13 protein-coding genes are annotated in these 13,764 nt (G+C 46.5%); 4 read left to right on the forward strand and 9 right to left on the reverse strand.

Features of this window, described 5'->3' with window-relative positions; genetic code table 11:
- The 4 genes from AC6I5A_RS08115 to AC6I5A_RS08130 all read left to right on the forward strand — a co-directional run.
- Positions 1-374 (forward strand): DUF5673 domain-containing protein (locus tag AC6I5A_RS08115; protein WP_034614249.1); only part of this gene is annotated, 374 nt, incomplete at its 5' end.
- Positions 375-506: 132 nt separating this feature from the next.
- Positions 507-746 (forward strand): DUF6199 family natural product biosynthesis protein, encoded by a 240-nt coding sequence (locus tag AC6I5A_RS08120; protein ID WP_052167971.1) that lies wholly within the window; start codon positions 507-509, stop codon positions 744-746.
- Positions 747-935: 189 nt separating this feature from the next.
- On the forward strand, positions 936-1,601 hold the full coding sequence (locus tag AC6I5A_RS08125) for a hypothetical protein (RefSeq protein WP_034614253.1): 666 nt from the start codon (positions 936-938) through the stop codon (positions 1,599-1,601).
- Between the two features lie 276 nt (positions 1,602-1,877).
- On the forward strand, positions 1,878-2,648 hold the full coding sequence (locus AC6I5A_RS08130) for a VanW family protein (RefSeq protein WP_052167974.1): 771 nt from the start codon (positions 1,878-1,880) through the stop codon (positions 2,646-2,648).
- 263 nt (positions 2,649-2,911) lie between these two features.
- On the opposite strand, the gene smc is transcribed toward AC6I5A_RS08130, so the two are convergent.
- From smc to AC6I5A_RS08175, 9 genes are all read right to left on the reverse strand, one after another.
- Complete coding sequence (gene smc / locus AC6I5A_RS08135; protein ID WP_034614257.1) at positions 2,912-6,505, reverse strand: chromosome segregation protein SMC; 3,594 nt, start codon at positions 6,503-6,505, stop codon at positions 2,912-2,914.
- Positions 6,498-7,283, reverse strand: coding sequence for a ribonuclease III (gene rnc, locus AC6I5A_RS08140; protein WP_034614260.1), 786 nt, complete (start codon positions 7,281-7,283; stop codon positions 6,498-6,500). Before rnc ends, smc begins: the two co-directional genes overlap by 8 nt.
- An 80-nt stretch (positions 7,284-7,363) precedes the next feature.
- A complete protein-coding gene (fabF, locus tag AC6I5A_RS08145) occupies positions 7,364-8,605 on the reverse strand; it encodes a beta-ketoacyl-ACP synthase II (protein ID WP_034614262.1) in 1,242 nt (413 codons plus the stop codon).
- Positions 8,599-9,558, reverse strand: a complete 960-nt coding sequence (locus AC6I5A_RS08150; RefSeq protein WP_034614265.1) for an NAD(P)H-dependent flavin oxidoreductase — start codon at positions 9,556-9,558, stop codon at positions 8,599-8,601. Before AC6I5A_RS08150 ends, fabF begins: the two co-directional genes overlap by 7 nt.
- Positions 9,559-9,752: 194 nt before the next feature.
- On the reverse strand, positions 9,753-9,980 hold the full coding sequence (gene acpP, locus AC6I5A_RS08155; RefSeq protein ID WP_034614267.1) for an acyl carrier protein: 228 nt from the start codon (positions 9,978-9,980) through the stop codon (positions 9,753-9,755).
- Between the two features lie 36 nt (positions 9,981-10,016).
- Complete coding sequence (fabG, locus tag AC6I5A_RS08160) at positions 10,017-10,757, reverse strand: 3-oxoacyl-[acyl-carrier-protein] reductase (protein WP_034614270.1); 741 nt, start codon at positions 10,755-10,757, stop codon at positions 10,017-10,019.
- 1 nt (position 10,758) lies between these two features.
- A complete protein-coding gene (gene fabD / locus AC6I5A_RS08165; RefSeq protein WP_034614272.1) occupies positions 10,759-11,694 on the reverse strand; it encodes an ACP S-malonyltransferase in 936 nt (311 codons plus the stop codon).
- Positions 11,695-11,697: 3 nt separating this feature from the next.
- On the reverse strand, positions 11,698-12,654 hold the full coding sequence (gene fabK, locus AC6I5A_RS08170) for an enoyl-[acyl-carrier-protein] reductase FabK (RefSeq protein WP_034614275.1): 957 nt from the start codon (positions 12,652-12,654) through the stop codon (positions 11,698-11,700).
- Positions 12,647-13,651, reverse strand: a complete 1,005-nt coding sequence (locus AC6I5A_RS08175) for a beta-ketoacyl-ACP synthase III (RefSeq protein ID WP_034614277.1) — start codon at positions 13,649-13,651, stop codon at positions 12,647-12,649. The genes fabK and AC6I5A_RS08175 overlap by 8 nt, the downstream gene beginning before the upstream one ends.
- Positions 13,652-13,764 lie beyond the last annotated feature (113 nt).

A 13,764-nucleotide genomic window follows, 5' to 3' on the forward strand; every position in this document is an offset into this window, starting at 1 on the left:
GGGTAGCTGTAGGTTCATTATCCATATTTAACGTAATTAGATTTAAAAGCATAACAGCTATTGATGGTTCTTGGTTAATTGAGTTAGTGTTTTGGATATTAGCAGTAAGTATTGTTATATTTATTTCTTTACAAAGAAATAAAATAACTGAAGGTGGGATTCAATACAAAAATTACTTTTGGGTATGGGAAAAAATAGTATCGTACGAATGGACTAGCAAATATACACTTAAACTAAATGTGAAACCTCTATTATTTTTAATCAAACCAATAATAGTTATAGATTTATGGAAAAAGAAAGAACAAAAGGACATAGTAGAACAATTTATTCAAGAACATATTTCGGCTAACCTTAAAAACAATAATTATCTATAAGACTTAAGTATTTCCGTCCGCTACTTCGTCTAACCGGGTGTTACCGTAACTTTGCCAATATGGAAGTAGTATGACGCTACGGTAACACCCAAACGTTATCTAATCTGCTGGAGATAGAGGGGAGGAAAATCTATGAATCCTGTGAATGTTAGTCCGTTTAACGTAATCAATATATTTACAACACTATTCTTTTTGGTCTGGATTGCTATTGCCATGAGTAATGCAATCAATCCTAGGTTCATGTGGAAAATCACTGATAGTTGGAAGGCGACAAAAGAACCGCAAGATTCTTATTTTTTGATTAGACGAGTTGGCGGAGTCATCTTTTCGATAATAGGAATCGCCTTCTTTCTTTTTGTTTTCACCCGTTAACTATGAGCGTGTCTTATTTTGTTCGATGACATATGAAAAAGAAGTAAGTATTAGATGGGGAATAAATTATAGCGATTAGTAAAGCGGTGGAAATCATTTCTGCCTTAGCTAATGGAATCGATCCATATAACGGTTTAAGTTTTTGGAAAGATCCAGTATTTTCAAAAGTATTATTATCAGGAGAGATTGATGGACATACCAAAAAAGCTGATTATTGATATTGAAGACAAGGATAATGCAATAGGATATTTTTACACATCAGAAGATGGGGAAAAATCAGAAGCTGTATTAGCTGGAAAAAGAGTAATTCCAGTTCCTGAAAATGAACGTTCATGCGAAATTTACAAGCTACTGGGAGAGAACTGTGATGTAATCTTTTGCACTACACAAATACGGGACGATTTCCGGTTTTACCCTGTCCCTCAATTTTCAATTTTTGCAGTTGATACTAAAGGAAACTGCTTCGGAACGATTGGCGGCATTGGTGATATTAAAGATGATAATTACCCAGTTGGGTATGTTAACCGCAACGGAATGTTTGGCAAAATAACAGATAGTTTTAAAGAATTTTTAGAACTTGTGGCCTATTATCCGCATTGGCAAGAAGTCATTAGGTGTGAGCAAATGGGAGAATCCTATGATTTAAAAGCTATGGAAATAGGGGAAAGAGAGAATAATTCACAATACTTAGCACGCCAGCGTGAGATTCAAGAAATACTTAAGGTTTCAAAGAACCCAAAATCAATAGAATTACTTATAGCTAATATTCAAGGTAAAAAGGAATTTTTGGTGTATTCTTCAAAGGAAGAGGCTCAAAAGACAAATACATTTTTGGATATCTGTAGTTTTGATTAAATGAGAAGATTGTACAGAGCTATTTAATTTTCGGATATATGTTTACGGGGAGTTGAATGGATGCAGGACATCGAGCAGCTCTATAAAGAGTATGCCAAACAAGTATATAAATATTTGTTCAGTCTTTGTCAAAGCGAGCAAATGGCTGAAGAAAATTTGTAAATGGTCAATTTTTAGCAATCTATTTTCAGGGATAGAAAATATGGGGTGTGAAAAGTTTTGGGATTAAAATCCTTTTATCGATCAGAAAGGCCCGTGAACCGTTCTGAGCTTCGGATGTTTCTAGGAAGGCATTATTTTACATGGCGTCGTTACCTCCAATGGATTTTTGTCAGGTCAACACGCTATGCGGGAAATTTACAGACGTCACAACTCCCTTACAATGTGGCGGAGCATAGGACCCCACTCTATCGTCGCCTCCGAAACGTTGATATGTGGCTGCAGAAAAACAAAGTAACCAACTTGAAGTTGGCTACGGCAAAGATAAATGGCCTCGTTCTGGAACCAGGCGAGACATTTTCTTTTTGGCGTTTGGTAGGGAAGCCTACTAAAGCAAAAGGTTTCTCTGAAGGGATTATCCTAACCAATGGATCGTTTGTTCCCGGAGTCGGAGGAGGCTTATGCCAACTTTCAAATCTGATTTATTGGATGGCCTTACATACTCCATTAAAGGTTACAGAACGGTGGCGGCACACGCATGACGTATTTCCTGATGCCAACCGGACCCAACCATTCGGAAGTGGGGCCACAGTGGTTCACAATTATATAGATCTCCAAATCAAGAATGAGACTCCATATCGGTATCAACTTCTCGTAAGTGTAGGAGATTCGGACTTGGAAGGGGAATGGAGATGTGAACAACCTTCGCCTCAAAAATATGAGGTTTACGAAAGTGAACATTTAATTACACAGGAGTGGTGGGGAGGTTACATGCGCCATAACATAATAAGGCGAAAAGTGTTCGACCCCGGTAACAACCAAATAGGCGATGACTTCATTACAGAGAATCATGCAATTATGATGTACGAACCGATGCTGACTGAATAAACATAGCGGGACACTCTCCGTTCTCCGTTCATCGTTCCAAGCCCGGGACGCAGTGTGACACGAGCGCGGGGTCTTTTCGTAAGCAGAAAAGCGAACTCCGTGAAAGCTACCGACCCCAGATACGGGGCAGTGCACAAGGATGTGCACTGCTGCCATTGCGCCAAGGATGGCTCATTTGGCAGGCACCCCCTCCCCAGAGTAGGAGTTTGAACGGTTAGTTTGCTCTGCGTCGTAAGTACCAAGCGTTGTGTCACACAAATCCCTCACGCAAGTCTCTCATCCAATCGTTCGTCGAACTTGACGGAAAGCAGCTTGGATACACCGCTCTCCTCCATGGCAATGCCATACAAAACATCAGCCGATTCCATGGTTCCTTTGCGATGAGAAATAACAACGAACTGGGTTGAATCCGATAGACGTTGAATATATTGGGCAAATCTCCGGACATTAGAATCGTCCAAAGATGCTTCGATCTCATCCAGGATACAAAACGGACTCGGTTTAACCCGCAGCAGGGCGAACAAAATAGTTATGGCCGTTAAAGCCCGTTCTCCGCCGGACAAGAGGGAAAGGAGCTGAGGTTTTTTACCTGGGGGCTGAGCAATAATCTCGACACCTGTTTCTAATAAATGTTCGGGGTCTACTAAATGAAGTTCCGCGTTTCCGCCACAAAAGAGCTCTCGAAAGACTTCCTGAAAAGCCCCATTCACTGCATGAAAGCTTTCTATAAACCGTTCACTCATGGTCTTATCCAGTTCGGAAATCACTTGGCGCAAGGTCTGATTTGCTTCGACCAAATCATCCCGCTGGGCTAACATAAAAACCTGCCTGGTTTGCATTTTAGGATATTCTTCGATAGCTGCTTGGTTGATGGGGCCTAAATCTTCAATTTGTTGTTTAAGCGCTTGCACCCTTCGCCACAGGACTGTCCTTCCCTCCTCGGTCTGATAAGGCAGGGCCTCTTCCCAGGTTAGAGAAAACTCCTCAACTAAACGGGTTTCCCCTGCTTGACACTCCGTCTCGAAGCGGACAACGCGAAGTTCATTGGCATGGAGGCGCTGTTCCAGCGCATGCTCTAACTGACGCTGGGCATGTATCTCCTGTTCCAGTTCAAGTATACCGGCCGATAAAACCTCTCTCTCTTGTCCGCGTTGCCTTAAGGCGCAGCGCTGGGCCTCTTGGGCAAGTGAATGTTTCTCCAATTGCCGGTTCAACGCCCCTTGCTCCGCTTCAACCACCTGGCAGTTTTCTTGGAAACCAACCCGGTTCTGTTTTTTAAATTGAAGCGTTGCTTCATTTTCGCGATAGTTCTTTTGTTCCTGACCAAGTTGCTCCGTGCATTGATTTAATTCTTGTTCCAACTTGGCTAAGCGGATTTTCTCCTGGGTCAGTTGCTCCCGATACGATTCTTCCTCACTTATCGCGGCTTTTGCTTCAATCTCTCGCCGATTGTACTCTTCACGTAAATTGACCGATATTTTTTCTGCCATTTCCAAACGTTCGGTTAAACTTTTTATATAAAGGCAAAGTTCGTTTTTTTGGGCACTGTTTCCCTGGTTCCGAAGATCTAACCCCAATAAATCACTCTCTAGCCGCCCCAACTGACTCAACACATTCCCGTGCGCCGCCCTAAGCATGACCTGATGTTCGTTATCTTCCCGTTGTCTAAGAGTTAAATTATCCATACTTTCCTTAATTTCCCTCAGACGAAGATCAAGCTCGAAGTATTCCCGTTCTTCTTCAAGTAAATCTTTTTCTAACCGTACTAACGCGACTCGCAAGGAATCGATTTCACGGGAACGGGCAAGCAAATTTCCTCCTTTGAGCTGAACGCTCCCTCCACTCAGAGAACCTCCGGGATGGACTTGATCCCCCTCTAAAGTCACAATGCGCTGCCTATACCCGGATGCTTTAGCGATCCGGGTCGCAGCACTCATATCCTTGACTACGACAATGCGCCCCAGGAGAAACGCCATCGCCGGTTTGTATAACAAATCATAAGAAATAAGATCGACTGCAATCCCGATATAGCCGGAATCCCTCTCAACTACCTGGCTCACAGATATCCGTTTCCCCTGAATTATATCAAGCGGCAGGAAGGTTACCCGTCCGAATTGATGAACCTTTAAATAAGCAATGGCCTCTTTTGCAGCCTTCTCATTCTCCGCCACAACATTCTGCAAGCCCGCTCCCAGTGCGGTCTCCAAAGCCAGTTCATATTCTTCCTGCACGGCGATCAGATCAGCCACCGTCCCGCAGAGACCCATGCAATCCTTGATCCCCTTTTTTCTGGCCAGCATCACCTCGCGTACCCCACGTTGATACCCTTCAAAGGAATCTTCTAACGACAACAAAGCGTGCCTGCGCGCTCTGGCTTGATCTGTAAGGGCCTTATGCTTCTGAAGTTCGACCTTTTTTTCTTCGCGCAACGATTTTAGCCGATCCCACTCTGTCCTGAGCCTGAACATTTCTCCGTCTCCAGCCAGGATTTGTCGTTCCAGCTCAGCCAGTTCTTTTTCCTGCGCTTTACAAGTTTCACCCAAGGATTGACGTTCTTTTGTTTTTAGCCCTTGCTCCTGCACTATCTGAAGAACTTGTTGTTCAAGCGATACCAGAGTATGTTGAGCCCCGGTCAATTCATTGGCACAATTGGCTTGGTCTGACAGGGCTTGAAAAAGATCGGTCTTAATTCGGTCAATATCTTCTGCCAGTTTACTTTCTCGAACACACTTCAGTTTCTGTTCTCGGTCTGAGACCTTGCTTTGTGCTTCTTCAACCGTATACTTTAAAACCGCTAGCTTTGCCGCAAGGGTGCTCATCCGTTGATTCAAATTTTCAATTTTTCCCTCATCTGCCTGGATCTCATCGGTCAACCTGGCGATTTGCTCCGTAAAATATTTAAAACGCTCACCGCGAATGCTTAACTCATGTTTTAAAGCTTCGCTTGCCTGCCCCGCCTGAAACCCCTCTCCCTGCATCCGTTGCGAGTCATCCTCTATTTCTTTGAGCAGAACTTTATCTTTTAAATTTTTACTTTCTCTTAACCTCAATATTACTTGAGCCTCTATTAAACTGGCTTGCAGGGTTTCTGAATCCTTTAAAGCTAAAGCCAACTTATGCTTCCCTTCTGAGATGTCGAGAACAGTCAATTGGATTTCCAGGCGTCTAAGTTCGCCGGAGAGCGCAAGGCTTTGTTCGGCCACTTGAGCTTGGGCAGCCAGAGGAGTCAGTTGTCCCTCAATTTCTCGTACTAGATCCTCAAGACGTTGGAGATTCAAGATTGTTGCATCAAGACGCTTTAAGGCTTCGCGCTTTCTGAAACGAAACTTGGTAATTCCAGCCGCCTCTTCGATCAGCGAGCGACGTTCTTCCGATTTTAGGTTTAAGATTTCCTCAACCCGCCCCTGCTCAATGATCGAGAATCCTTCTTTGCCTGCTCCCGTATCCATAAATAGTTCCTGAATATCTTTGAGCCGGCAAGCTGCATTATTAATCAAATATTGCCCCTCACCATCACGATAGACCCGTCGGGTAATCGTGATTTCTCTAAAATCCAACGGTAAAATTCCTGTTAAGTTATCAAAAATCAGGGACACTTCCGCCATGCCGACAGGGCGACGCTGTGTGCTTCCGGCAAAAACCACATCTTCCATTTTAGCCCCGCGCAAGCTCTTGGCACTTTGTTCTCCCAGTACCCAGCGAACTGCATCGGCGACATTGCTTTTTCCACTCCCATTCGGACCAACAATTACAGTTAATCCATGGCCTAATTCCAATTTGACACGATCGGCGAACGACTTAAATCCCTGAATATGAATTCCCTTTAAGAACACCGGGAAATTCTCAGGTTTAGCCATCGTTCTCCCTCCCCCAATGTTCCAGCACCTGCCTTGCAGCATGTTGCTCCGCTTCTTTTTTGGTGCGGCCCACACCTTTGCCCATTAAGTTTCCTTGCAGAAAAACACCCGCCGTAAAGGATTTATTGTGATCAGGTCCTTCTTCCGCCAGGATCTGATAGTTTACTTCTATTTCTTCCCGTTGTGCTTTTTCCTGTAACACAGTTTTATAGTCCCCGTAATTCCCTTCGGCGACTTCGTAAATGGACGGTTTGAGCATCTCCAAAATAACCCGGCGGGCTTCTTGCAATCCATATTGCAAGTAAATCGCTCCAATAACTGATTCCCAGGCATCCGCCAAGATGGAGGGCCGTTCCCGTCCGCCGGATACCTGTTCGCCTTTACCCAACAAAAGCTCTTGCCCCAACCCGATTTCCTGCGCTTTGTGAGCCAGAGTCGTTTCATTCACGACAGCAGCCCGCATTTTTGTGAGTTCTCCTTCCGGCCGCTCAGGATAACTTAGATAAAGATACTCCGCAATCACAAAGTCCAAAATTGCATCACCCAAAAACTCAAGCCGTTGGTTTGTTTCTTTGCCAAACTGCGGATTTTCAAAGACATATGAAGGATGGGTCAAGGCCGTGCTAAACAGGCGATTCGGCGGAGTCTGAAGTCCCAATCGCTTTGCTAATTCAAGTCCCAGTTCTTGTTTCAGAGAAGTCACGACATATTTCTTTCGCCCTGATCTTCCCTCCGTCTTTATGAAATTCGGAGTCGCATTACGGCTCTTTTCAACCATTTAGTTTAGATCTCCTTACCTTAGGCACATTCAAGAAAATAACCGGTCAATCTTTGACTTGTTATTTTCTTTCATATGCCTTATGCAAATTTTTTTAAGACGATGGCGGCATTATGCCCGCCGAAACCTAAGGAATTGGACATTACCACCCTCACTTCTTGTTTGCGCGCTATATTAGGGACATAATCAAGATCACATTCCGGGTCCGGCTCTCCATAATTCGCCGTTGGCGGGATCGCTCCCCGTTTAATACTCAGCGCACAAATAATCGCCTCGATGGCTCCCGCAGCCCCCATCAAATGCCCGGTCATTGATTTGGTCGAACTAATCGCTAACTTCGACGCATAACTGCCAAACAAAGTTTTAATAGCGGAGGTTTCCACCGAATCGTTAGGCCCTGTGCTGGTTCCATGCGCATTGATATAGTCAACCTCTTCGACACTTAACCCCGCATCCTTTATGGCAAGCCGCATCGCTTGGACTGCACCGGCTCCGCCGGGCACCGGGCTCGTAATATGATAGGCATCTGATGTGCTTCCATAGCCGGCCAGTTCGGCATAAATGTGAGCACCCCGAGCCTCTGCATGTTCCAAGGATTCCAGGACCAAGACCCCTGCTCCTTCGCCCATAACAAAACCGCTCCGCCGCTTATCAAAGGGTCGCGACGCTTGTTCCGGGTTTTCCTTTTCAGTGGACATCGCCTTCGCAGCGCAAAAGCCGACAAAAGCCAACTTCGTAAGCGGCGCCTCGGTTCCTCCACTAAGCACGACATCGGCCTCCCCGCGTTGGATAATCCGTAACGCTTCTCCAATGGCGTTAGTGGCCGAAGCACAGGCTGTAACAACCGTCAGACTGGATCCCTTTAAACCAAACTCGATGGATAAATGTCCGGCTGCCATGTTGCCAATCAGCATTGGAACAAAAAACGGGGTAATCCGACCGCTCCCCTTACTCATGAGCACCTCTTTTTGTTCTTCAAACGTTATTACACCACCGATCCCACAACCCATAACGGTACCGGCACGTGCTTTGTCTACTTTCTCAAAATCAAGTCCCGAATCTTGCACCGCCAACTTGGCAGCTGCGATGGCAAATTGAACAAAGCGGTCCATGTGGCGACTTTCCTTTTTGTTAATCCATTCCGTCGGCTCGAAGTTTTTGACCTCAGCCGCAACCTTAGTCGGCAAATCGGCAGTATCAAAACGCGTTAATAGTCCGATTCCGGACTTTCCTCCGATTAAATTATTCCAGAATTCATCCAGATCGTTGCCGACGGGAGAGATGACACCCATTCCGGTAATTACTGCACGGTGTTTCAACATTCTTCCTCCTTAAAGCTGAGTATTCCGTTTTTGAGCTCCTCGAATATTTCATGCACGGACAAAATTTCTTTAATCTTATGGACATTAGCCCCAGAAAAGATAAGACCTTCCCGAATATCGCCCTGTTGAGCCTTAACTAAGCGACTGATAATACAAAAGTTACCCGCACACTGCTTAAGACAGCCTAGACATTTCTTCGGCTTGACATCCGCTTTTTCCTCGAGCAACTTGGTAAAGGGGTTCTTAATCCCCCGCGCCGGCATCCCCACCGGACTATGAATTAACAGCACGTCCTCTTTAGTAGCCTTGAGCATTGCCTCTTTCCAAGCGGGAGCTGCGCTGCACTCTTCGCTAAGCGCGAACCGGGTTCCCATTTGTACCCCATCTGCACCAAGTTTCAGGGTCTTGGCGACGTCTTCTCCATTGACGAAGCCTCCTGCACCTATGACAGGAATACTGACGGCTGCTATTACTTCCGGGAGGATATCGTGGATCGAACGAAGCGTCCCTAAATGCCCGCCGGCCTCCGCCCCTTCGACAACCACGGCGGCCGCCCCAAGTTTTTCAGATAATTTAGCAAGTTTAGCTGATGAAACAATGGGCACAACCGGGATGCCCTTTTCTTTACCCCAGGTAAACATATCCCTGGAAAAACCGGCTCCTGAAATTAAAAGATCAATTTTCTCATTGAACGCGGCGTGAACCAGCTGCGCAAATTCGCGAACAGCAAACATAATGTTGACCCCGATAATCCCTTTCGTACGATGACGTGCTTCACGGATTTCTGCAACAAATTCTTCCACCGGCAAACCACTGCCTGCAATTATTCCGATCCCTCCCTCCTCGGCAACAGCTGCTGCGAGAGGAGCCATAGATATCCTAACAGCCATTCCTCCTTGGATAACAGGAATTTTGGCCACCAAATCGGCAATACGAAGCTCGGGTATTTTCACAATTGTTCCTCCTGTCGACCTCTAATCTATCGAGACGCAAGGCGCGATGTTCGAGGCTCGAAAGTCAAATATCGTGCTTCTCGCCTCACGCAGTTTAATATCGCGCTTCTCTATGAGCGTAAAATTCATTTAGTATGGAGGGAGATAATCTCTTAAAAGAAAGTCCCGCAGCTGAGTACGGGACCTTTTTGAGGTTATTTGTTCTCCTTAATGTAGCTGACAGCTTCTCCGACTGTCTTAATTTTTTCGGCTTCCTCATCCGGAATATCCAAGTCGAATGCCTCTTCCAGAGCCATAATTAGTTCAACAATATCCAATGAATCCGCATCCAGCTCTTTAAAGGAGGTCTCCGGGGTAACAAGCTCCTCGTCTACCCCAAGTTGTTCGACGACGATAGCCTTCACTTTCTCGAAAACTTCCATGCCGCTTCTTCACCTCCTTTCGCAGATAACTAAAGCCTATATTTCCATACCCCCATCGACACACAAGGTCTGTCCTGTTATATAAGATGCCGCCGGGGACACAAGGAAGCGAACCACTTGAGCAATGTCCTCGGGCTTACCCAGGCGACCGAGTGGGATGGCACGCAAGACTTCAGTTTGCAGCCCTTCTCCTAAGGTTTCCGTCATATCTGTAGAAATATACCCCGGAGCAATCGCATTGACCCGAATTCCCCGCGAGGCAAATTCCTTGGCGATGGATTTGGAAAATCCGATAATCCCGGCCTTCGATGCCGCATAATTAGCTTGTCCGGCATTGCCCGAAAGGCCCACGACGGAGGAAATATTAACAATAACACCTGATCGTTGTTTGAGCATTCCTTTGCTGACCGCTTTAGTGCAGAGGAAAACTCCTTTGAGATTAATAGCCAAGACCGCATCCCAATCCGCTTCTTTCATACGAAGCAGCAACGAATCCCGTGTAATTCCGGCATTATTAATCAGAATGTTGATCTTGCCAAACTGATCTAACGCTGTTTTTATTAATCGGTCAACATCAGCAGCTTTAGTCACATCCGCTTGAACGGCTAAGCCTTCTCCGCCGGCTGCACGGATCAATTCAACAGTTTCCTCAGCTTTATCGGAATTCACATCATTAACAACAACTTGCACACCGGCTGCTGCCAACTCCAGAGCTATGGCGCGTCCAATCCCTTGCCCACTCCCTGTAACAATGGCCACACTATCATTTAGCATCATTTTAACGACTCTCCTTCATATATGCAAGTGACTTTTTTAAGGACACCATATCCTCTACGTGGAGAAGATTAGCACCGGGGGCAATTTTTTTTACCAAACCCGTCAGGACTTTGCCTGGACCGCACTCTACGAAGGTATCTACCCCTAAGTCCAGAAGATGACGAACAGATTGCTCCCATCGCACAGCAGCACTAACTTGCTTAACCAACGTGCTCACCGTACGTTCTGAAGTGGTAACCTCGGCGGCATCAATGTTCGCAATAACTGGGCAACGTGGCGTATTCCAGGACACACCCTCTAAAACCGGTTGTAGTTCTTCCCCCACTCTCTCCATGAGACGGGAATGAAATGGTCCGCTCACGACGAGCGGTATCGCCCGTTTTGCTCCCAACTCCTTGGCGACCTTGATAGCGTAGTCTACGGCCGATACTTCTCCGGAAATAACCACTTGTCCCGGACAATTGTAATTCGCGGGTCCGACCACGCCGTGTTCTGCTGCTCGATAGCAAGCTTCTTCGACCAGTTCACCGGTAAGCCCCATGATGGCAGCCATCCCCCCGCCGGTCGGAACAGCTGCCTGCATGAGTTCTCCACGCTTTCTAACCACACGCAGTGCTTCCGCCAAGTCCAGACTGCCGGCTGCTACATGCGCCGAATACTCGCCGAGACTGTGCCCGGCAACATAATCCGGTTCAATCCCAGCCTCAGCAAGGTGCTGCCAAGCCGCAACACTTACAAGTAATATCGCCGGTTGGGTCCAAGCTGTTTGTCGAAGTTCTTCTTCCGGTCCCTCCAACAACAACGTAATAAACTTACTTCCTAGAATCTCACGGGCAGTCTCCTGCGCCCTCCCTCCGCTGGGAGTCTGAAATAGTTCTTTTCCCATGCCGACATACTGAGATCCTTGGCCAGGGAAAATAAAGGCCAGTTTACCCATATTCTAAGTCCTCCCCTCACTAAACCGTGCCGAAAGACGCTCAATTTCCCGTTCTGCAGATTGCATAATGTCCTGAATAATATGCGCTACAGGTTCAATACGCTTAACTGCTCCAGCGATTTGACCTGCCATAATTGAACCGTTCTCCATATCCCCATCGACAAAAGCTAAGCGCAATCTCCCCACGCCCAGTTTATCAATTTCTGCAGCCGGCATCCCTTCCCGTTCATATCGTGCAAATTCCCGGGTGAAGCGATTATCCAAACAACGCACCGGATGACCCGTTGACTGTCCCGTAATAACCGTAGCACGATCCTTGGCTTTAATAATTCTCTCTTTGATATGAGTCGGAATAGTACATTCTTCGGCACACATAAAACGTGTCCCCATTTGTACTCCTTCAGCCCCCAGGGCTAAAGCCGCAACTAAGCCTCGGCCATCCATGATACCACCTGCCGCAACGACCGGTATTTTCACGGCATCGACCACCTGGGGAACCAGAGGGAAGGTTCCAATTTCCCCGATATGTCCCCCGGACTCCATTCCTTCGGCAATGAGCGCATCCACCCCTACCTTCTCCAGTCGTCTAGCCAACGCAACGGAAGCAACCACGGGAATCACCTTCGTCCCTACTTCTTTAAGTTTAGGCACATACTTTCCAGGATTCCCTGCGCCTGTCGTAATCACTGGGACACGCTCTTCTAAAATCACCTGCATGACTTCATCCAAAAACGGGGACATAAGCATGACATTTACTCCATACGGCTTTTTCGTAATGGCTTTCACTTTTCGAACTTCCTGACGCAGCCAGTCTGCAGGGGCCTGTCCAGAACCAATAATACCTAAGCCGCCACTTTCCGAAACTGCGGCAACTAATTCTCCAGTGGAAACCCAAGCCATTCCGCCTTGAAAAATCGGGTATTCAATCCCGATCAGATCACCAATCCTTGTTTTAATCATTCTTTAACCCTGCTTTCGTCCATCTCAATACACACGCTCCCCAGGTCAGGCCTGCACCAAATCCTACCATAACAATGGTATCTCCCTCTGAAATGCGTCCCTCCTTAAAAGACTCATCTAAGGCTACGGGAATAGATGCGGCGGACATATTACCATACTTGTATAAATTTATGATTACTTTATGTGGGGAAATTCCCAAGCGCTTAACCGCCGCATCAATAATCCGTATATTGGCTTGATGGGGGATAAAAAGGTCCACTTCGTCTCTTCTTAAACCTACCTTCTCCAAGACCTTCAGCGTAACATCCCCAATAATCCGGACGGCGAATTTATAAACTCCTCTGCCCTCCATCTGAAGGGTATGTAAATTGTTCTTAACTGTTTCCAGACTCGCCGGGCATTGAGACCCCCCGGCCGGTTGACTGAGTAATTTACCTCCGGATCCGTCCGAACCTAATTCAAAACTCAAAAAGCCAAATCCCTCTTTAACCGGTTGTAACACCGCTGCTCCCGCACCATCACCAAAGAGAATACACGTTGAACGGTCTTCCCAGTTAAGTATTTTGCTCATCGTTTCCCCGCCGATAACGAGCACTGTTTTGTACATTCCTGTGGCCACAAACTGGCTGGCCGCCGCCGCCGCATAGATAAATCCAGTGCATGCCGTTTCCAGATCAAAAGCCGCTGCATTTTTTGTTCCTAACCGAGCGGCAACGAGACAGGCTGTCGCCGGAAATGCATAGTCAGGCGTCATCGTTGCTACGATAACGAGGTCAACCTCTTCCGGTGCAATCTGAGCATCCTCTATTGCCCTTAATCCCGCCTGGTAACACAGTTCCGAGACAGGTATATCCTTCGGGGCCATATGACGTTCCCTGATCCCTGTGCGTGAGGAAATCCATTCATCGTTTGTATCCACCATTTTTTCTAAGTCCACGTTGGTTATAACCTTTTCAGGAACATATGACCCCGTCCCCACAATTCCAACACTAAACATAGTCGCATGTCCTCTTTTCTCTTTTCTCTTTATCAAGTTTTCAAGACCCCCACTTCTATAAGTGGGAGTGTGGTTCTTCGTAACTTCAGGTGGGGTAGAGTCCCCATCTGAAG

Source organism: Desulfosporosinus sp. Tol-M2, from assembly GCF_059735615.1.

Excerpts from the sequence above, each read along its gene's own strand:
- AC6I5A_RS08120 (WP_052167971.1), top strand. The coding sequence starts at position 507 with ATGAATCCTGTGAATGTTAGTCCGTTTAACGTAATCAATATATTTACA.
- AC6I5A_RS08125 (WP_034614253.1), top strand. The coding sequence starts at position 936 with ATGGACATACCAAAAAAGCTGATTATTGATATTGAAGACAAGGATAAT.
- AC6I5A_RS08130 (WP_052167974.1), top strand. The coding sequence starts at position 1,878 with ATGTTTCTAGGAAGGCATTATTTTACATGGCGTCGTTACCTCCAATGG.
- smc (WP_034614257.1), bottom strand. The coding sequence starts at position 6,505 with ATGGCTAAACCTGAGAATTTCCCGGTGTTCTTAAAGGGAATTCATATT.
- rnc (WP_034614260.1), bottom strand. The coding sequence starts at position 7,283 with ATGGTTGAAAAGAGCCGTAATGCGACTCCGAATTTCATAAAGACGGAG.
- fabF (WP_034614262.1), bottom strand. The coding sequence starts at position 8,605 with ATGTTGAAACACCGTGCAGTAATTACCGGAATGGGTGTCATCTCTCCC.
- acpP (WP_034614267.1), bottom strand. The coding sequence starts at position 9,980 with ATGGAAGTTTTCGAGAAAGTGAAGGCTATCGTCGTCGAACAACTTGGG.
- fabG (WP_034614270.1), bottom strand. The coding sequence starts at position 10,757 with ATGATGCTAAATGATAGTGTGGCCATTGTTACAGGGAGTGGGCAAGGG.
- fabD (WP_034614272.1), bottom strand. The coding sequence starts at position 11,694 with ATGGGTAAACTGGCCTTTATTTTCCCTGGCCAAGGATCTCAGTATGTC.
- fabK (WP_034614275.1), bottom strand. The coding sequence starts at position 12,654 with ATGATTAAAACAAGGATTGGTGATCTGATCGGGATTGAATACCCGATT.
- AC6I5A_RS08175 (WP_034614277.1), bottom strand. The coding sequence starts at position 13,651 with ATGTTTAGTGTTGGAATTGTGGGGACGGGGTCATATGTTCCTGAAAAG.